The organism is Cryobacterium inferilacus, assembly GCF_019599185.1.
Taxonomy (GTDB): domain Bacteria; phylum Actinomycetota; class Actinomycetes; order Actinomycetales; family Microbacteriaceae; genus Cryobacterium; species Cryobacterium inferilacus.
On the sequence record NZ_JAIEUL010000029.1, the window covers coordinates 1 to 18,189 of the forward strand.

Genomic DNA, 18,189 nt, shown 5'->3' on the forward strand with positions numbered 1-18,189 from the left:
CCATCACCACGACGCGGAGATCTCGTAATGAGGCAACGAATCAATCTTCGCGGAGGTATTGACGTGAGGCAACAGGGCGAGTTCATGTTCCCTGCTAGTCCCCTGCTAGTCCCCCGCTTGGACCGCGCCGGGGTGCTGGCTGGCTTGAGGGGAAAAAGTGAGATTACGAGGACAAAATTTGGCGAAAGCATCCTCGTAATCTCACTATCGCCTATATTGCGGCGGCGCCAGGTGCAGGCCTTGGGCCATGGCCAGCAGGATCTCGTTCTCGACCCGGGGCCAGTCGAACAGGATCTGCCGGTAGTCGTAGCGCAACACTGTGTAGCCCAGCAGCGCCAGCCGGCGATCGTGCGCGATATCGGACCGCCGCTGCTCGGGCGAGGAGTGGAAACTGAACCCGTCGCTCTGCAACACGAGCCGGTCGCCGATGAGCCCGTCGACATCATGGCCCTCAAGCGGCACCTGCTGGCTGACCCGGATGCCCGCCAACGCGAGCCGTGCCACCGGCAGCGTCTCCAGACCCGAATCTGACAATCCCGACGCGACGTCACGCACGGCACGGGCCGCGGTGCCGCGCAACTGCAGGCGTGCGAGCGACTGCTGGGACACCAGGCCCTTGTTGAGGGCGGAATCCCAGACGACGAGCGCTTTTTCGAAGGGCTGGCACTGGGCAATGTGCACAAGGGCGTTCTCGATCGGTTCGACGAGGGCGAACCGGGCAACCGGCACCGGGCCGGCGCTCCAATGCACCCGCAGGGTGTCGGATGCCGGGGCCGCCCGGTTCCTGGGCATGGCGACGTGGTTCATCCCATCAGGGAGGTGCCACAGCTCAAGTCGGCTGGCCACGCTGAGGCACGCGACCCGTCCGCGGAGCGCCGCCGCAGCGCGCAGGTCCGTCGGCGCCGTCGGCAACGCCAGCCAATCGCGCCGGATGCGGGTGCACACACCTCCTGCAACGTTCTGCACGATCGCGTAGCGCGTGAAGCCCGCACGGAGGGCCTGGTGGGTGTGCGCGATGCCGCCGTGCTGGTTGAGCCAGCTACCGAGTTCCATGCGCCCAGTGTCACCGCCGGCATCCGCTTTTCTGCCCCGGCGTTTTCGGTTGTGCAAACTCTTGCAGGCCCGCCGCGTGTGCACAACGAGCGGCACCTCCCTGCCGCGCGCGCGGTTGTGAGGAAAAAGTGAGATTACGAGGACAAAATCGGCCAAAGCATCCTCTTATTCGTCCGTTTGCCTCATAAACGCGCGCCGGATGCCGATCAGTTAGGTGCTGTGCGGGTCGAGCGTGCTGCCGAGGTCGGCCAGCAACGCCTGCACCTGCGGCTCCACAAAGGTGGCCACGGCGAGCTGCAACCGCGGCTTGTGCTCCACCAGGGCCACGCACACCCGTCGGCCCACCAGGGCGGCGTAGTCGTCGGCCAGGCGCATCTCCACCCGCAGCGACGCCTTCTCCTCCACGCTCAACGGCGGCGGTTGCAGCTCCGGATCGTCGGCGCTGGGCGGCGGGGCGAAGTCCTCGAAGGTGAACAGGTACGGTTCGTCTGGGTCCGCCGGCGGCGCATCCACGTCGAGCCCGTCGAACTCCGGCCCCAGACCCTCCAGCGGGTGAGTGGCCTGCGCGGCCTTGCGCAGTTCGATCAGGCCGAGTTCCCGGTTGAGCAGCGGCAGGTTCTGGGCTGTGTAGGTTTCGACCTCATCCTCGATGAGCGTCTTCACCCGCATGGCGAGCGGATGCTGCACCGCGTGCGGCACATCCGTGTCGAGGCCCGCGGCACGTAAGACCGGGGAGCCGAAGCACTGCTGGCAGAGTCTGGAGCGTGCCCGGTGCGTGCCGGGCCGCCATCTGGGAACCCAACGCAACCAGGCCTCGACCTCGCGGCCGACCCGCGACTCGATGGATGCATCCATGACTGTCAAGTTTAGTCGGTGCGGGGCCCTGAGTCACCGGCCAGTTCGGGCGGATCTGGCCGGTCCGTGCCAGTATCGGCCCATGAGGCGTGGGGTGCACGACGACGAGTGGGTGGCGCTGGGGTTCACGCCGTGGTGGCTGCCCGTGATCGGGATGGGCCCGGGCTGGTTCCTGCTGTTTTACGCGCCGCTTCTCGTCGGGCAGGTGGCGACGATTTTCGACGTGCCGCTCGGGTGGGCGTTGGTGCTCACGCTGGCGTGCGCTGCGGGCTGTCTAGCCCTGGGGCTCGGCTTCGTGCGATGGCGTTACCCGCCGGCGTACGTGCATCCGGCCACCTTGACGATACGGGCCGGGCGCAAGCGGGCGCGGTATGCGGAGGTCACCGGCGCGAAGATCCTGGTGAGCACGTCGAAGAAGCGCCGCTCGGTGACCCTGGTGCTGCTCAGCGAGCAGAAGCTGCGCGGGGCCGTGGTGCTGCGGGATGCCCGGCAGAACGTGATCGACCCGGCGGAGGCGGCACTGCTGCAAGACCTGGTGCGGCAGTCGAACATTGCGCTGCCGGTGTCACCGGATGATCCGAAGGGCCGATTCACGCGATACAACTTTCCTGGTTACCTCACCAAGGAGGACGCGCTGGAGATTGTGGCGCATCCGCCGGCGCCGGCCGACCCACTGCCGACCGGGCCGACGCTCTAACCGAAATAGCGGTCTGGGCGGTGGTTCATGGCGATGATCAGGTTGAGGATGACCGCGCCCACCACCGAGAGCAGCACCATCGGCAGCGGCAGGGTGGCGAAGGCGGCGAGCACGATGAGTACGTCCACGACCAGCTGCACGTAGCCGGCGCGCCAGCCGCGGCTCTTCTGCAGGTAGAGCGCCAGGATGTTGACCCCGCCCAGGCTGGCCTGGTGCCGGAACAGCACGATCAGGCCGATGCCGGCCAGGAGGCTGCCGAGCAGGGTGGCGTAGATCGGGTTGATGTCCCCGATCTCAAGCATCAGCGGGTGCACCTCGGAGAACAGCGACACCAGCAGCACGGCCACCAGGGTCTTGACGGTGAAGCGCCAGCCCATGCGCCAGATCGCCAGCGCGAAGAACGGCAGGTTGACCAGCACGAACCAGACCCCGAACGACCAGCTGGTGGCATAGCTGGCCAGCAGGGCGATGCCGGCCGTACCGCCGGTGGCGACACCGACCTCCTTGAGCAGGTAAAGGCCGAACGAGACCGCGAAGGTGCCGATGAACAGGGCCACGATGTTCTCGAACCGCGAGTGCGGCACCCGCTGCGGGCGCTCGGACGGGTCGACGATCGGGGCGGTGGCAGTGGGCGTCATGCGCGCACTCCCGGACGGACAGTGGCGCAGGTCATTGAGACATCGTACCGAGCGGATGCGTCGGGCCCGTGCCGCGGGGATCCCGGCGGCTAGCGGTGCGAACCGGTGGGCCGGACTCGCCGGCCGGGGTTACTCGCCGCGGCGTTCCCAGGGCCAGAGCGGCCGGCCGTTCTCGCCGTAGTGCGAGGCCAGCAGAATCGAGTAGACCAGGGTGACGACGAACGCGAGGATGCCGGCGGTGAGAGCGAACGGGTTGACGACCATGGCACCGCCGAAGAGCATTGCGCCGACGGCGTCACCGTCGCTGGCGCCCACGAGCACCACACCGGTGACCACGTAGAGCACGAATGCGCCGGCCCCGGTGGCCAGCGACCAGCCCACGGCCACACGCTGCTTCTCGGGCGGGGTGTTCACACCCAAAAGCAGCATCATCACGAAGACGAGCAGCACCACGGCGGCCGACATGGTGGGGCCCACGAGGGTGCCCACCTCACGGTCGGCGATCACATCGAGGTTGGTGACGAGGCTCACCATCCCGAACGCGGCCACCAGCAGCGCGGCGAAGAGCACGGTGGCGAAGACCGCCACGATGGTGGCGTACTTCTGGTAATCGCGCATCCGTGCTCTTTCGCGCTCTCTAGAGTGGGGCCTAGCGGGCCAGCTGCGGGCCCTCGGCCAGCTGACGCTCGTACTCTTCGCGGGCGGCGGCGTTCTTGGCGGTGACGCTGCGACCGCGGCGGGCGATCCAGGCGCCGAACCAGATCGGCACCTCGCGGGCCATGATGGCGGCGGCGATGGCGCCCGGGTTCAGCCACTGGGTGCTGATGAAGCGGGAGGCTTCGGAGGCTGTCAGCGTCCACGCCTGCACGGCGAGCAGGGCGCCGCCGATGTAGGAGAAGTAGACCACGATGGCGACGAGGAAGCCGCCGAGCACGTAGGCCCACCAGCCGGCGCGGTTGAGCACCGCGACCAGCAGCGCGAACGCGAGGAAGAAGAAGATCACCGGCACGTAGAACACCGGCAGCACCAGGAAGTCGGTGAAGCGGGCAGTGGCGTCACCGATGTTGGCGGCGCCGGCGGCGGAGATGAAGAAGGCGACGAGGGCGTAGATGCCGGCGAAGACGGCCGTGGCGATGAGGCCGATCAGGATGCCGACGGCACGGTTGCCGAGCTTCTTGGGCGCGGTGGGCGCGGTGACGTAGATCGGGGTGGGCGCGAACTGCTGCGACGGCTGCTGCTGGGTGTACTGCTGGGTCGGCTGCGGGGCCGCCTGGGCAGCGGGCTGGCCAACCGGCTGGCTGGCCACAGCCGGGCTCGGCACGACAACCGGCGCGGGCACGTAGTCGGGGGTGTAATCCTTCTTCTGCGCGATCGCTTCGTCGCGGGCGGCCTCGGCGTGGGTCGGCTCGGTGTGGGTCGGCTCGGCGTGAGCGGACTCGGCCGGGGCGGACTCGCCGGTGGTGCTGAGACGCTCCACCTTCTCGGTGGGCGCGTTCCGGTCAACGGCCGGCTCGGTGTCGATCGGCCCGTCGATCGGCTCGCCGGGAGTGTAGACGGCGGTGGGTGTGTTCGACTCGGGGGCGAGGAACACGGGTTCGCCAGCGGGTGCGTCGACCGGGGCGGACGGGTCGGCGACAGTGGTGGTCCCCGGCGCACCGAGGTCGGAGGTGGCCGGCTCGGAGTCGGTGCGGTCGGCATCCGTCGTCTCGGCGGTGGTCGGCTCGGCGGCGCTCTGCTCGGAGCTGACGTTCTCGGCGTCGGTGTGCTCGGGGTGGAGGTGCTCGGTGGGCGCATCCGGGTTGTGGTTTTCGGTGCCCTCGGGGGGCGTCGTGTTGGTCATGCTGCACTCCTCGTGAGCCTCGTGGCCATAGCTCTGTGCTGACACTGTATCAACGCGGGGTGCGAACTCCACGGAACTTCAAGGCGCGGCGTTTGGGCCGCTCAGGCTCGGATCCGCTCCCCCCGCGACGACGGTCATTCGCCGGCCCAGATCGTGTTGACCATGTCGTGGGTGTAGCCGTTCGGCCCGGCGTTCACCCACTGGGTGGCCAGCCAGATGCCGCCCCGCACGAAGTGCGACTGCCCGAAGGTGTTGTCGTCGGCGGTGTCTTGCACGATGCAGCGCAGCCCGCCGAGTTCCTCGTAGCAGTCCATACCGAGCTCGGCCAGCCGCTCGGTGACGGTGACGGCCTGCTCCGGTGTCACCCACACCACGTTGGTGCTAACCCCGGCGCCGGAGGGCCCGGTGGGGCTGACCCACCGGCAGGTGAGCCGGTCGTTGGTGTCGATGATGGCGAGCAGGTCGGGGTCATCTGCGCCCGCTTGCACGTCGGCGGAGGGGTCGTTCGTCCAGTCGGGGTTAAGCACCAGGTCACCGAAGGCGTCGAGCATCTGCGGGCTATAGATGTCGTCGCAGGATGCCGGTCGGGGCGTTCCCGGGGCGATCTCGGGTTGGGCAACCGGCTCGGGTGGCGGGGGCGCGGCGGGCACCGGGCGGGTGAGGGAGGCGGCATCGGGCGTGCTCGCGGGTTGCGGGGCGAACACGACGGTCATCGCCGCGAGAACCACCAGCGCGGTGACAATGCCGCCGAGGATGACGGCGGACCATGCTCGGCCCGGGGTGATGGTCGGTGGTCCGTGATCGGACATGCGGCCTCCCTGAATGCGCCCTACCGAGGGATATTGCGCACAGCATAGCCCCGCCGGTGGCGACCGGCGGGGCGTCACTTCTGGGGCCACTCCGCGGCGGGATTCACCAGCACGTCGATAAGCAGGGAGACCGTGCCGGTGACGGCGTCACTCGATGCCGGTGCGGTGTCCGGGTCCTCCGACTCGGTGTCGTCGTCGACGGCAGTGCTGAACGCGGTGACCGAGGTAAGGCGGCGGCTGCCCTTCTGCAGGCTCTCCACGAAGTCCAGACGTTGCCGTAACCGCCACCCACCGAGAGGGAGACGGGGATGGTGATGAAGTTCTCGGCCGTCACGAGCGGGTTGGCCACGGGCACTCCGAATCCCGGCCCGGCAGCCGCGGCGTCGGCATCCGTCGCCTCGGCTTCGGTCTCAGGCGCTTCGGTGGCGTTTTCGGCCACGGTGGGCGCGTAGGCCGCAGCATCTAACACGGTCATGGCGGTGAGGCTGACCGAATGGCGTCCCGCGTCCGCTGTGAGCTGCTTGAGGTAGCCGAGCAGATCTGCGTCGGTCAGGATCTCGTCGTGCAGACCAACCAGCCGCTCCTCCAGTTCGCCGATGCTCTCTTGGCCTCTGATGTCTTCGATGCGTTTCGAAACAACTCGCGCACTTTATGTAACAGCGGCCGGGAGAGTGAAAGACTCTACCGGCCGCTGTAATGCACCTGTTCTCCGTGACGAACTGGCGGTTAGCCCTTCGGTGTCACGGTGATGGGTGCCGGAACGTCATCCGTCAGCGCTATTCGATCAGTCGCGGTGGCGAATCGGCGGGCAGCGATATCCTGCACGTTGATGGTGAAGGCCTGCTCGGCGCTACCGGTCTGCCTCACCACCAGGTCGCTTCCGCTCCATACCTCAACTACCCAATTGGCATCTGGAAGACCGCAAGCACTCCACCGATCGACACTAATGGAATACGATCCAGCAGGTGCCGTCACACCATTGGGCCAGTAGATGTTCTCAATACCGCCCGGTTCGTTGGGACGATCGACGCTGCAGCTCCCATTGGAGTCGATGTCGAGTTGACCCTGACTCGCAGTCGGTCCTCGAGCGCCGTAGTAGATTTCCGTCCCGCTTGGTTCAACAACATGGAGGTCCATATCGCTCTTGTTGTTCCAATACAGCGTTATCCGAAGGTCAGAGGTACTGAATTCCGGAGCGGGGTTAGGACGCGGCATATTGGGATCTGACACCCCGCCTTCTGCGGGTTCTCCGTCATCGCCCGGAGTGTCGCCGGTGAATATCTCATCCCAAGTCGTGGACCAGGTCACGAGCGTCCAACGCTTTGTAATGGCTGCGACGATGGTTGCCTCCAGCAAGACCCTGTCGATGATCGGAAACTTAAGTTGGACTCCGATGGAGACTGTTCCTTCAAGGAAAGCCTCGAAATCCATTCCGACTTCGTCGGCATGGAAGTCGATGCCCAGTATGCCGGCACCCTCAATTTTGGGTCCGGCTGCGTCGTAGATGGAGATATCCATTACGGCTGTCGGTCCAATCGCCGCGGTAGCGTTCCCTTCCCACTTTGCTCCGTCACCGAATACAGGCAGGGTATTCGTTACCCGGGCAGTCGTCGACGCGTCGCGGAACCTGCCTTCGGTGTATCGAAAGCCGTAGTCCTGGATGATCCGGGTGCCCCAGCTCGCTTCGAATGATGCATCCGCTTTCAACTCGCCATGCATCCCCAGTACGGCCTCCGAGGTGATTACGACATAGAACAATGGGCCGACGGGAAACTTGATCGTTGGGAAGTTAATTGTTCCGATCGTTTTATCGACCGACAACTCGGCTTCCCCAAAAACGCTTCCCGTCAGCGAAGCCTCGGTGGACCGGGTCAGGATTGTGCTGAATTCCACGACCTCAGAGCTGGACAGATAGAACCAGTCGATGTCGATCTTCAGAACGAATTTGAGCGCGAATCCAAGTGAGACCTTGCCCTCAAGAACAGCACCACCGCTAGCGCTGAACTCCGTCTTGGCCGCGTTCGTCGCAGTGGAGTCGGCGTTTGACAGGTCTTTCTGCACGCCGCTGGGTGCCCAGGTATAGGTTGCCTTCTTCTCAAGGCCCTTCTCTAACTCTCTTTCGAGCGTGAAGTTCGGGTCACGATTGGCCTGGCGCCGGTTTGCAGTGTTGTCGAACATGGTGACGTCCTCGACATCGCCCGCTTCAACGATAAGGCCGGGGGTATCGCTTTCGGCCGGTTCTGTCGCTGGAGTGAACTCCGTTCCGCCCAGTCCCATTAGGTCGACAGTGTCGTCGATCTCTCCCTGGCGAATTGCATCAATGAGCGACGCGTTCTCGGTAGTCAGTACCCATCCACCACTCGTTTCCTGAACTGACACAATGCGGCGCAGGAATCCCTGAGGTGCCACACTTTCATTGATGCCCAAAACTATGTCGCCGGGAACGTATCCAGGGTCAAGCGCGAAGGTCAACGTGGTGTCTGAGATGTCCAGCATGCTCGCCAGGATGACCTCAGGGATAACTCGGGTATCCGCCGAGAGCAGGATCTCGTCGGCGCCGGGAAGAGTTACAGAGATCGCGACCTCATCTTCCGCGGTTGTGCCCGCACGGTCGACGGCTTCGACGCGGAACACATAGTCAGCCGTCTCCGGCACAGCCAGCTCGAGCTGCCAGGTGGAGGTTCCCTGCTGGTAGTCGACTTCGGCGACGCCAATTAGCTCGGCACCCGAGTAGACACGCACGGAGTCGAGACTCGCAGATGAACTGGTCACTGTGCCCTCGAGGATGAAGGTCGAGACCTCCGTCAGGGAGATGTTTGTACCCGCTGTCGGCGAGTCCAGAGTGACGGCCAAGTCACTCGAGGCCACGGGCGTTGAAGAGATGATGTCACCGAGGCGCTGGAGCGAGACGTCTGTCGATCCGCGACGGATTTCGGCGAACGAATCGACCGGAACCAGTGCGAGCTGTGCCTGCGTTCCAGTTGAAGGATCGACGACTGCGCCGGAGGCGCGCCCTGCAAGTTCGACGCCGACGCTGAGCAGTGTCGTCTGCTGGGCAGGGTCGGCTTCGAGCAGCACAAGGCTGTAGTCGGCGTCGTCCAGGGCAGATAGCTCGACCTGGGCGCTGACTGCGTCGTCCACCTTGAGTTCGACTGCGGAGACGTCACCGACCGGGATGTAGCTGCCGTTGACGCTCAACGCGGAGTCGTTCTGTGCGGCGCCGAGCACGTAGCCACGCACGTCGATTCGAGCCGATCCGGTTCCCGATGCCAGAGCGGCGTTAATCTCGCCGGCGGCGTTGACCGCGGCGAGCGTAGTGATGATCGTGGTGCCAGCTTCGAGGGCGATATCCTGGTCTACGAGCAGAAGTGACGTTGCCGCGTCGACGGTGACCGAGACGGTTACCATGGCGGCCCGCACGTTCAGTGTCGGAACGCCGCCAACACCGGTGACACCAATGACAGTGTTCTCGGTCGTGAGCTGGTCAGCTCCGAGTCCGTTCACCGTATCGGTCCGGGTGACCGGCGCGGCTAGGGCCGAGAACTCGCCGGGCGCCGTGGTGGAGGTGAATGTTGCGATGACCTCGACACGGAGGTCAACTTCGCTGGTCGACGTTAGAACTACAGCTCCGTCAACGACTGGTACCAGAAGCGTTGTCGATGCGGATTGGGAAGCGCGCACAGACAGTGCCGGAGTTCCGACTGCATCAAGACGCAGATCACTAGCCGGCGCGAACAGCGAAACTCGGATGAGTGCGCTGGCAGCAGTCGGAGCGGATGTCTCCAGACCGAGCGAAATCGGTGTGGCAACGTTCGCAACAAGCGACGTTCCGATTCCGAACTCAGAATCCACCAGCGGGACGCGCGGGGATGCCGCGGAGAAGCCAGTGCTCGCTGGGACGTCCGTGATTGGGGCGGTGGACGCAGCGAGTGCCGGCGTAAGGCCGAGCGAGGTTGCACACACCACAACTGAGGCGAGGAATGCGGTGAGCGTTAAGCGGCGGTTCAATTGTGGCCTCGAATCCGACGGCGAAACGTGGTGGTGGCGAAACCGATGATGAGCAGCAGAGTTGCGGCAATAAGACCGGTAGTAACGTCGACTCCCGTGTTCGAAAGCTGCTGCTCCGCGTTCTTGGGTGCGTCTGCTCTGGCGGTGGTCGTCGGTGAAGGGGTAGTGGCGGCCGCTGGCGCAGCGGAGGCACCTTCGCCAGAACCCGCTCCAGCGGTGGGATTCGGAGTGGTCGTCGGGATCGCTGAGGAGTCACTGCCCGGCAGGGTGCCGGGTTCAGCGCTCGGGGTGGACGTCGGGATCGCTGAGGAGTCACTGCCCGGCGGGGTGCCGGGTTCAGCGCTCGGGGTGGACGTCGGAATAGCCGAGGGCGCAGACGTCGGCACTGCAGTGGCGTTCGGGGCCGGGCTGCCTGTGGGACTCGGCTTATCAGTAACGGACGGCGTGGGCTTCGGACTCGGAGAGACGGCCGGGTCAGGCGTAGTCGACGGTGCTGGCTCGGGCGTTCCAGGGATCGCGAGGCGAGATCGAGCCTCAGTTAGAACATTCCCCTTAGCGTCGACAACGGTGAGGGAAAGGTCGGGGCCTGTCTGTGTTGTGCTGGACAGCCGCACCTCGACTGTTCCCGGTTGCACGGCGACAACAGCGCCCAGTCCGAAGACCGTGGAAAGAAGGGGAACGGAGACCCAGCCTGCGTCGTTTCGGATTTCTCCGGTGACTCTGCCTGTCGCACCGACAGCGGTGTCAATGTCGATCCACACCTGGGTACCGATAGCGGGCACTGCCGTACTGACGCTGGTGATGTTACTGGGTGCAGCGACTGCGGATATCGCGGTGGGAACGGAGAGAGAGCCGATGGCCCCGACGGCCACAACGGCAATCGCAAGTCGTCTCCTGACCCTCCTATTGCGATGTTCTGTAGCGAATTGCCCTTGAGAAAACATGTGCCCCCGGTTCGGTCCTGGGCACTTAACCAGGCCCACGGAATCCAACGATAGGGGTCCACAGAATGCTTTTTTGGCGTTCTGTAGGTTTGTGCCCTTCTCTGGGGGGCGTGCTTAGGGGTACCGCCTTGTGAGCGGTGCGGTTTCCTGCTCTGGAGGGTTGCTACGTCGACGGATAGAGCCACCGTGGGATGGTCAACGAGTACCGATCAGCGCACCCACAAGGATCGGCTTCAGCGCGTCATGCGAATCCGTAAAGCCTGAGGTAGCCCAGCGCGATGATGTTCCCGAAAAGAACTCCGGTCCAGGCTCCCGCGAGCATCCACGGACCGAACGGAATACTGCTCTTTCGTCCGGCGCGGCGAACGGCTAGCAGCACGACGCCGAACAGCCCGCCGAGTAGGAACGCGGCGAACGCGCCGATCGCGAGTTCGCCCCAACCGAGCCAGCCCAGGTACAGGCCGAGCACCCCGGCGAGCTTAACGTCACCGAGGCCCATACCACCGGGGCGGATCAAGGCCAGAGCGAGATACAGGGCGAAGAGCCCCGCACCGCCAACGAGCGCTCCGAATAGCCGCGCCGGTTCACCGGCGAGCAGAGCCGCCACGGTAAGCAGGACCGCGCTGACCAGATACGCCGGGTAGATGATGCGGTTAGGCAGGGTGTGGGTGTCGAGATCGATCAGGGCAAGGGCGATGCTGATAGCACAGAGGTACAGGAATGCCGCGAGGGTGATGGCCCAGGCGACGATGGCCGTTCCATTGGCGGTGGCAGCTGGCGCGGTCGAGAGCATCCACCAGGTCACCGCAGCGAAGGAGACACCGGTCGCCAACTCCACAAGCGGATAGCGAGGCGATATCGGGGCGCTGCAGTCGCGGCATTTGCCGCCGAGCACGAGCCAGGACAGCACCGGCACGTTGTCCCACGGGCGGATGCGCCCCCCGCACCGCGTACACGCGCTCGGTGGTGTCGAAATCGATAGTCCCGCCGGGATGCGGTAGATGACGACGTTAAGGAAAGAGCCAATAAGCAACCCGAAGAGGCCGCCGGCGATGACGACGAAGGTAATGACCGGCATTATTCCGCCGATGCGTCGAGGAGCACGTAGATCAGACCGCTGATCGTTGCGGTGACGGTGCCATCGGCGTCCTCGGCAGCAAGCGGCTGGACGCTTAGGTTGGTGACAGTGATCACACGGTCCCCGAACTGGAGGCCCTGCACGAACGCGAGCGCACCGTCATTGTCGCCGTCCACGGTAACCGTCACGGGCACGGCCAGGAATACCTCGGGTGACAGCGCAGCGGCTGGCACGGTGGTCGCGGGAGCAACGGTGGCGTCTGCCGCGGTTCCGGCCGCTGCGTTGTCAGTGACGGCCTCGGCAGCAGGGTCAGTCGCTTCTGGCGCCTCCGGGGTGACGAATGGCTGGGCATCGCTCAGCGCGATTGATGTCACGCTGACCTGGTGTTCGTCGGCGATCGCAGTCACCTGCCGCACGAAATCCGGCAACTCGCCGGCGCCCGGAACAGCCTGGCGCAACTCCGTGAGTTCATCTTCAAGGTCGCCGATGCCGGCGAACTGCTCCTCCAGGCTAGCCAAACGCGCCTCGAAGGCGACGTTCTGTTCCTCGACCGCGACCCGTTCGAGGCGGGTGTCGTGCGCGACCTGCAGTTGCGGCGCAATGCCGAGGAACCAGCCGACAACCACTGCTACGCCGATTACGAGCACACCGCCGATAAGCCACAAACGGTTGCGGTCCATCAGCCCACCTCGGTCGTATCGGCGAATCGGCCCAGGTAGGCCTCCTCGTTGATGTGCAGGGTCAGCGTCACTATGTACGCGCCGGTTTCGGCGCGGCTGATGGTTCCGGGCGCGCTGTCGGCGTAGCCGGGCAGCTCGCTGAAGCTCTCAAGCCAGTCGGCTACCGGCGGCAGGCCAGGGCTCGTCACGTTGAGATTCACGGTGGCGACCCGGCTGGCTTGGAGGGGCACCGTCGGCTGCGTGTAGGGCACCAGCGGTGAAGTCGAGTCGATCGAGACGGAGTCGATCGAGGCGTGAGCCGGGAGATCACACCGTTCTGGATGCTCCGCGGCGCGGTCTGCATCTCGTGCAGTACGCCGTCGATGCGATAGCGCACCCGCAGGCTGTGCTCACCGGGCTCGATGTGGATGTCGGACGCGAGGTCCTGGATGGCCTGGCTGACGAGCAGGTTCACGAACCGCACAATGGGGGCGTCGTCGTCCCCGGCGTCGGAGACGCCGAAGGTAGCGCTATCGGCGGCCAGGGCCGCGTTCTCTTCCTCCAGCGCCGAGGTCAGGTCGTTGAGCTCACCGTCCGCCCGGTGATACCGGTCGATGGCCGCGAGCAGGTCGGTTCGTTCCGCCACGACCTGGGTGACCCGCATGCCGGCGGCCTCACGCACGTCGTCGACAGCGAAGACGTTGCCGGGATCGACCATGGCCAGCACCAGCCGGTTGCCGTCGATGAGGACCGGCAACACCTGGTGCCGCCGGCAGAGCCCAACCGGCACCAGCGCCACCGCCAGACGATCCACCGGGTACTCCGCGAGTTCCACAAACGGCAGGTTTGCCTGTGCGGCGCGGGCCTTGGCGAATTGCACCTCGGTGATGACACCCTTGGTGACGAGGTCGCGCACCGCGGACTCGTCGGCGGGATCCCCGGCCAGGAGCGTGTCCAGGACCTCGATCGGCAGTGAACCGTGCAGGATCAGAATCTCAGTAAGAGTCGCCATGAGTCCTTCCCCCTGCGGGCTGCACAGCCAAACGACCACGGCAGCATATCGCTACCCTATCGGTTGGGCTGCCGACGGGTGACGCGGCTTAGTCGTCGGGCCAGAGGTTGTCGACGATGTCGAGGGTGTAGCCGGCGGGCCCGGCGTTGGTGTACTGGGTGGAGATCCAGATGCCGTCGCGCAGGAAGTGCGATTCGCCGTAGGTACCGTCTTCGTTGGTGGTCTCGGTAACGCAGCGCAGCCCCTCGCGCTCCTCGTAACAATTGAAGCCGAGCTCATCGAGACGGTCGGCCACGGCCTCGCGCTCGTCGTCGTCGACCCAGACCACGGCGGTGACGACGCCGGTGCCCGAGGCGCCCTCGGCGGTGGTCCAGATGCAGAGCAGCGAGTCGTTCTCCTCGTACACCGCACGCAGTTCCTCATCGGCGGGGCCGCGCTGGGTATCCTCCCCCGGTGCGGTGGTCCAGTCCGGGTTCAGGGCCAGGTCACCGAAGGCGTCCACCATGGCGGGGCTGTACAGCTCGGCGCAGTCGGTGGGGCGCGGGGTACCCGGCTGCGGGGTGCCCATGGGCGAGGGCGACGGTGCGGGGGTGGCCGTGGGGGTGATCGGAGCCGGGGTGCTGGTGGGGGTCGGCCGCGCCGCATCCGTCTGGGTCGGCGTGTTGGCGGGCCGCGGCCAGATCACCACGATCAGCACAATCGCCACCAGCAGCAGGCCGCCGAGCACCCCGATGAGCACCCGCAGCCGACGGTTCGTCGGCGAGGGTGGGGTCGGTGCATGTGCTGCGCCCACGAGGATCTCCCCAGCCGTTTGGCGCCAGCATATCCCCATGCCGCGCCTCACCGCGGGGCTGAGACGAGTGGGTTAGGCGTCGGCCCAGATGGTGTTGACCATGTCGTGGGTGTAGCCGTCGGGGCCCGCGTTCACGTAGTGCGTGGCCAGCCAGATGCCGTCGCGCAGAAAGTGCGATTCACCGGCGGAGCCGTCGCTGTCGGGCTCGGTCTGCATGACGCAGCGGATGCCGTCGAGCTCTTCGTAGCAGCTCTGGCCGAGGGCGAGCAGACGCTGGTACGCCGCCTCGGACTGCTCGGGGGTGACGTAGGACACGTTGGTGGTGAGGCCGCTGTCAGACGGCCCGCCCTCGCTGGCCCAGATGCAGGTGAGGTGATCGGTGCCCTGGATCAGGGCGATGAGCTCCTCGTCGGTGCTGCCGGCCTGGAGTACAGCGTCGGACGCGACCGTCCAGGCGGGGTTGAGGGTGCGGGTCTCGCTGAAGGTGGTCAGCATCTCCGGGCTGTAGATGGCGTCGCAGGTGGTGGGGCGGGGGCCGGTGGTGGTCGCGGCGGCGGCCAGCGGCACCGGGTCGGCGGACGCCGTGGGGGTGGGCCGGGTGGCGGTGGGGTCGCCGGCGGCGGTCGGGGTGGCCGCTCCCCCGCGCCAGACCACGAGCACGACGACCAGGGCGATGACGAGGAGCCCGCCGAGCGCGGCCAGGATCACCCAGAGCAGACGGCGGGACGGTGCTGCTGTCGGTGACGTTTCGGCGCCCATGGTGACCCCCTCGTAGAGTTTCCTCCACACTATCGGCCACCATCCGGAGCCCAGGGAGCCGCGCTGCGCGGCGGGAAACTGCGGCGCTACCCGCGGCCGCCGGTCTGGCGAACCGGGAGCGACTCCAGGAAACTGACGTGCGGGGACGCCACCGGATTGGGCTTGGCGAAGAGGTAGCCCTGCCCGTACCGACAGCCCATGGCCGTCAGCAGCTCCAGTTGTGCGACGGTCTCAATGCCTTCGGCGACAACGTCGAGGCCGAGCGAATCGGCCAGGCGCAGGATGCCCTCGACGATGGCCCGATCGTGCTCGGAGCGTTCGATGTCTCGAATGAAGGTGAGATCGATCTTGAGCAGGTCCACCGTGAAGGCCTTGAGATGGGTGAACGACGAGTAGCCGGTGCCGAAATCGTCGATGGCCAGACGCACCCCGAGGGCGCGCAGCTCCTGGAAGGTACGGGCGGCGGAGTCGATCGCCTCGAGCACGGCACTCTCGGTCAGTTCGAGCCAGAGCTGCTCCGGCGCCAGACCGCTCTCGCGCAGAGCCCGTTTGACCACTGCCCCGAAATCGTCGCGCACGAACTGTTGGGCTGACACGTTCACGCTGACAGACATGCGCCCGTCGAGGGCGGCCGCCGTGCGGCAGGCCTGGCCGAGCACCGTTCGGCCGATGCCCTTGATCAGACCGACCTCTTCGGCGATGGCAATGAACTCGCCGGGGAAAACGAGTCCAAGCTCGGGATGCCGCCAGCGGGCGAGCGCCTCGGTGGCCACCACGGTGCCCTGCTGCAGGTCGACGATCGGCTGGTACCAGGTCTCGATCTGGTTCAGGTTCACCGCGTCGCGCAGGGCCAGCTCGGTCTGCAGCCTCCGGTCGATCCGGCCGCGCAGGTCGTCGTCGAAGACCTCGTAACGCGCCCGGCCACGGTCCTTGGCCATGTACATCGCCTGGTCGGCGTTGCGCAGCACCGACTCGGCCTCATCGTGCCGCAGCCCGAATGCGATACCGATGCTGGCGTCGACGGATGCCGCCTGGTCGCCGACCATGATCGGCTCGGCAATCGCCCGTTGCATGGCGTCGGCGATGAGGTGCACATCCTCCTTACTGCCCACGTCGGGGCAGATCACCACGAATTCGTCGCCGCCGATGCGGGAGACGGTATCGGTGGGCCGGGCGATGCGCTGCAGCCTACTGGCGACCTCGTGCAGCACGATGTCTCCGGCGTGGTGGCCGAGGCTGTCGTTGACGAACTTGAATCGGTCGAGGTCGATGAACAGCACCGCCACGCCCTGACCGTGGTGCACGGACTGCAGCAGGGCCTGGTTGAGTCGGTCGAGCAGCAGCAGCCGGTTGGGCAGGTTGGTGAGCGGATCGTGGAAGGCCAGGTGCTCCACCCGCGCCTCGGCCAGGCGGCGAGCGGTGATGTCCTCCAGTTGGTACAGCAGCCGACCGGCCGACTCTCCCGGGTCGATCTCGGCGATGCTGACCTTGACCCAGGTCTCCTCGCCGTCTCCGCGGCGCATCTGCCGGTCCATCCGCTGACGGGTGGAGGGGCCGGCGGGTTGGCCGAGCGGGTCGCCGGCGTGCGGGTCGGCCGGCATGAAGATCTCGTCGATGCGGCGGGCGACCACGGCGGTGGACCAGCCGGCCAACTCGACCAGTCTCTTATTGGCCTCCAGCACCACGCCGTCTGGGGAGACGATGGCCGTGCCGAGCGGGGACGAGGAGAAGGCGGCCTCGAAGCGTGCCCGGGCCGCGGCGGCGGCTTCCTCCGCGTTGCGGAGCCCAGTGATGTCGGTGACGGCGGCCTGATGGCCGAGGATGGTTCTGCCGTCGCGGCCGTGGATGGGCGCGGTGTTCACCTGCACCCAATGCACCTCGCCCTGCGGCGTTTCAAGGCGCAGCGTTGCGCTGTACGGCGACCCGGCGGCGACGGCAGCGCCCCAGCCCGCGGCCACCCGCAGGACGTCGTCGGGATGCATCGATTGCGCCCAGCCGTCGCCCAGGGATTCGGTGAGGGTCAGCCCGGTCAGGCCCAACCACTGGTCGTTGGCACTGAGCAGCCCGCCGTCGACGTCGAACTGCATAATGCCGACCGGGGAGATCTTGATGAGGGTGTGCAGCCGGTCGGCGAGCTCGGCGAGTTGCTCCGTGCGCCGGTCCACGGCCTGTTCCAGAGTGCGGTTCACCTCGGCGAGGGAGAGGGTCACCTCGTTGCGTTGCGCATCGAGTGACCGCACCCCGCGGGCCGCGATCCAGAGCAGGATGGTGCCCAGCACTGCCATGCTCACCACGAGCAGCGCGGTGCCCTGCCGGTTGTCGAACAGCCCGGTGCTCTGCGCCGCGAGCGACAGCAGGCCGAGCAGCATCGGGCCGACGAGGGCGAACGGAACCACGCGTCGCAGCAGCGCCCCCGCGCTGCCCTGATCACGCCACAGGGCCACCAGCCCCACCGTGGGCTGCTGCAGCAGCACCGACAGCGACAGGATGGCGATGCTCACGGCCGTGTGCACGGCCACACCGCTGAACCCGGCCACCGTGTACAGGGCCGGGACCCCGTAGGCGTAGCCGACCAGGGCGACGACACCGATCACCAGAGCGGCGTGTGCGGCGGCCTGCAGCAGCCGGAACCGGAGCAGCCGGCTGGCGATGACCGCGATGGCGACCAGGGTCAGCCCCACGGCGGTGATCAGCGTCATCCGTGGTTCGACGCCGGCGAGGTCGATACCGGGAACCCAGGCGGCCATGCCGAGTGTGGAGCCGAGCGAGTATCCGGCCAGCGTGGCGGAACAGAGGGCCAGAGCGGCCGAGCCGAGCAGCACGGCCGTGCGGCGATGCTCAACCAGCACCGACAGCGACAGCACGATGAGGGTGACGGCGGTGATCGGCATCATCGGGCTGAAGCCCGGTACCACGGTGGTGAGCGCGGTCGCGCCGGTGTACCAGCCGACCAGGACCATGAGTCCGACGGCGGCGACGAAGCTGGCTCCGATCCGACTGGCCATCGCCATGGTGCTGCCCCCAACTAGATGGTGACGCGGTGT

The 18,189-nt window shown here is 66.4% G+C and carries 17 protein-coding genes; 2 read left to right on the forward strand and 15 right to left on the reverse strand.

Going from position 1 to position 18,189, the window contains the following annotated elements:
- Positions 1–204: 204 nt before the first annotated feature.
- Together K2F54_RS17590 and K2F54_RS17595 are read right to left on the reverse strand one after the other, a co-directional pair.
- Positions 205–1,053 carry an endonuclease domain-containing protein gene (locus K2F54_RS17590; protein WP_220607158.1) on the reverse strand — a complete coding sequence of 283 codons (849 nt, stop codon included), beginning with the start codon at positions 1,051–1,053 and terminating at the stop codon, positions 205–207.
- A 210-nt stretch (positions 1,054–1,263) separates the two neighbouring features.
- Positions 1,264–1,908 (reverse strand): spermidine/putrescine ABC transporter substrate-binding protein, encoded by a 645-nt coding sequence (locus tag K2F54_RS17595; protein WP_220607159.1) that lies wholly within the window; start codon positions 1,906–1,908, stop codon positions 1,264–1,266.
- Positions 1,909–1,990: 82 nt separating this feature from the next.
- Here K2F54_RS17595 and K2F54_RS17600 point away from each other — a divergent pair, with 82 nt between their 5' ends.
- A complete protein-coding gene (locus K2F54_RS17600) occupies positions 1,991–2,605 on the forward strand; it encodes a hypothetical protein (protein ID WP_220607160.1) in 615 nt (204 codons plus the stop codon).
- Here K2F54_RS17600 and K2F54_RS17605 read toward each other — a convergent pair.
- From K2F54_RS17605 to K2F54_RS17625, 5 genes are all read right to left on the reverse strand, one after another.
- Positions 2,602–3,243 (reverse strand): YitT family protein, encoded by a 642-nt coding sequence (locus tag K2F54_RS17605; RefSeq protein ID WP_220607161.1) that lies wholly within the window; start codon positions 3,241–3,243, stop codon positions 2,602–2,604. The two genes, K2F54_RS17600 and K2F54_RS17605, sit on opposite strands and share 4 nt — an antisense overlap.
- Before the next feature lie 129 nt (positions 3,244–3,372).
- Positions 3,373–3,861 carry a DUF6121 family protein gene (locus K2F54_RS17610; protein ID WP_220607162.1) on the reverse strand — a complete coding sequence of 163 codons (489 nt, stop codon included), beginning with the start codon at positions 3,859–3,861 and terminating at the stop codon, positions 3,373–3,375.
- Positions 3,862–3,892: 31 nt separating this feature from the next.
- Positions 3,893–5,083, reverse strand: coding sequence for a hypothetical protein (locus K2F54_RS17615; protein WP_220607163.1), 1,191 nt, complete (start codon positions 5,081–5,083; stop codon positions 3,893–3,895).
- 134 nt (positions 5,084–5,217) lie between these two features.
- On the reverse strand, positions 5,218–5,892 hold the full coding sequence (locus K2F54_RS17620; protein WP_220607164.1) for a hypothetical protein: 675 nt from the start codon (positions 5,890–5,892) through the stop codon (positions 5,218–5,220).
- 74 nt (positions 5,893–5,966) lie between these two features.
- Positions 5,967–6,152: a hypothetical protein gene (locus K2F54_RS17625; RefSeq protein WP_220607165.1), complete on the reverse strand. Its 186-nt coding sequence runs from the start codon at positions 6,150–6,152 to the stop codon at positions 5,967–5,969.
- 233 nt (positions 6,153–6,385) lie between these two features.
- On the opposite strand from K2F54_RS17625, the gene K2F54_RS17630 reads away from it, so the two are divergent.
- Complete coding sequence (locus tag K2F54_RS17630; RefSeq protein WP_220607166.1) at positions 6,386–6,589, forward strand: hypothetical protein; 204 nt, start codon at positions 6,386–6,388, stop codon at positions 6,587–6,589.
- 29 nt (positions 6,590–6,618) lie between these two features.
- Here the strand turns inward: K2F54_RS17630 and K2F54_RS17635 are convergent, their stop codons facing one another.
- The 8 genes from K2F54_RS17635 to K2F54_RS17670 form a co-directional block, all read right to left on the reverse strand.
- A complete protein-coding gene (locus K2F54_RS17635; protein WP_220607167.1) occupies positions 6,619–9,744 on the reverse strand; it encodes a DUF2135 domain-containing protein in 3,126 nt (1,041 codons plus the stop codon).
- Between the two features lie 1,341 nt (positions 9,745–11,085).
- Positions 11,086–11,922, reverse strand: coding sequence for a prepilin peptidase (locus K2F54_RS17640; protein ID WP_220607168.1), 837 nt, complete (start codon positions 11,920–11,922; stop codon positions 11,086–11,088).
- On the reverse strand, positions 11,922–12,602 hold the full coding sequence (locus tag K2F54_RS17645) for a hypothetical protein (protein WP_220607169.1): 681 nt from the start codon (positions 12,600–12,602) through the stop codon (positions 11,922–11,924). The genes K2F54_RS17640 and K2F54_RS17645 overlap by 1 nt, the downstream gene beginning before the upstream one ends.
- Positions 12,602–12,790 (reverse strand): hypothetical protein, encoded by a 189-nt coding sequence (locus K2F54_RS17650; RefSeq protein ID WP_220607170.1) that lies wholly within the window; start codon positions 12,788–12,790, stop codon positions 12,602–12,604. The genes K2F54_RS17645 and K2F54_RS17650 overlap by 1 nt, the downstream gene beginning before the upstream one ends.
- A gap of 8 nt (positions 12,791–12,798) precedes the next feature.
- Positions 12,799–13,593, reverse strand: a complete 795-nt coding sequence (locus K2F54_RS17655) for a GspE/PulE family protein (protein ID WP_220607171.1) — start codon at positions 13,591–13,593, stop codon at positions 12,799–12,801.
- An 88-nt stretch (positions 13,594–13,681) separates the two neighbouring features.
- Entirely contained in the window at positions 13,682–14,386 is a 705-nt protein-coding gene (locus K2F54_RS17660; protein WP_220607172.1) for a hypothetical protein, read from the reverse strand.
- A gap of 72 nt (positions 14,387–14,458) precedes the next feature.
- Positions 14,459–15,145 carry a hypothetical protein gene (locus K2F54_RS17665; RefSeq protein WP_220607173.1) on the reverse strand — a complete coding sequence of 229 codons (687 nt, stop codon included), beginning with the start codon at positions 15,143–15,145 and terminating at the stop codon, positions 14,459–14,461.
- 86 nt (positions 15,146–15,231) lie between these two features.
- Positions 15,232–18,156 carry a putative bifunctional diguanylate cyclase/phosphodiesterase gene (locus K2F54_RS17670; protein WP_220607174.1) on the reverse strand — a complete coding sequence of 975 codons (2,925 nt, stop codon included), beginning with the start codon at positions 18,154–18,156 and terminating at the stop codon, positions 15,232–15,234.
- Positions 18,157–18,189: the final 33 nt, after the last annotated feature.

Excerpts from the sequence above, each read along its gene's own strand:
- K2F54_RS17590 (WP_220607158.1), bottom strand. The coding sequence starts at position 1,053 with ATGGAACTCGGTAGCTGGCTCAACCAGCACGGCGGCATCGCGCACACC.
- K2F54_RS17595 (WP_220607159.1), bottom strand. The coding sequence starts at position 1,908 with ATGGATGCATCCATCGAGTCGCGGGTCGGCCGCGAGGTCGAGGCCTGG.
- K2F54_RS17600 (WP_220607160.1), top strand. The coding sequence starts at position 1,991 with ATGAGGCGTGGGGTGCACGACGACGAGTGGGTGGCGCTGGGGTTCACG.
- K2F54_RS17605 (WP_220607161.1), bottom strand. The coding sequence starts at position 3,243 with ATGACGCCCACTGCCACCGCCCCGATCGTCGACCCGTCCGAGCGCCCG.
- K2F54_RS17610 (WP_220607162.1), bottom strand. The coding sequence starts at position 3,861 with ATGCGCGATTACCAGAAGTACGCCACCATCGTGGCGGTCTTCGCCACC.
- K2F54_RS17615 (WP_220607163.1), bottom strand. The coding sequence starts at position 5,083 with ATGACCAACACGACGCCCCCCGAGGGCACCGAAAACCACAACCCGGAT.
- K2F54_RS17620 (WP_220607164.1), bottom strand. The coding sequence starts at position 5,892 with ATGTCCGATCACGGACCACCGACCATCACCCCGGGCCGAGCATGGTCC.
- K2F54_RS17630 (WP_220607166.1), top strand. The coding sequence starts at position 6,386 with ATGGCGTCCCGCGTCCGCTGTGAGCTGCTTGAGGTAGCCGAGCAGATC.
- K2F54_RS17640 (WP_220607168.1), bottom strand. The coding sequence starts at position 11,922 with ATGCCGGTCATTACCTTCGTCGTCATCGCCGGCGGCCTCTTCGGGTTG.
- K2F54_RS17645 (WP_220607169.1), bottom strand. The coding sequence starts at position 12,602 with ATGGACCGCAACCGTTTGTGGCTTATCGGCGGTGTGCTCGTAATCGGC.
- K2F54_RS17655 (WP_220607171.1), bottom strand. The coding sequence starts at position 13,593 with ATGGCGACTCTTACTGAGATTCTGATCCTGCACGGTTCACTGCCGATC.
- K2F54_RS17665 (WP_220607173.1), bottom strand. The coding sequence starts at position 15,145 with ATGGGCGCCGAAACGTCACCGACAGCAGCACCGTCCCGCCGTCTGCTC.
- K2F54_RS17670 (WP_220607174.1), bottom strand. The coding sequence starts at position 18,156 with ATGGCGATGGCCAGTCGGATCGGAGCCAGCTTCGTCGCCGCCGTCGGA.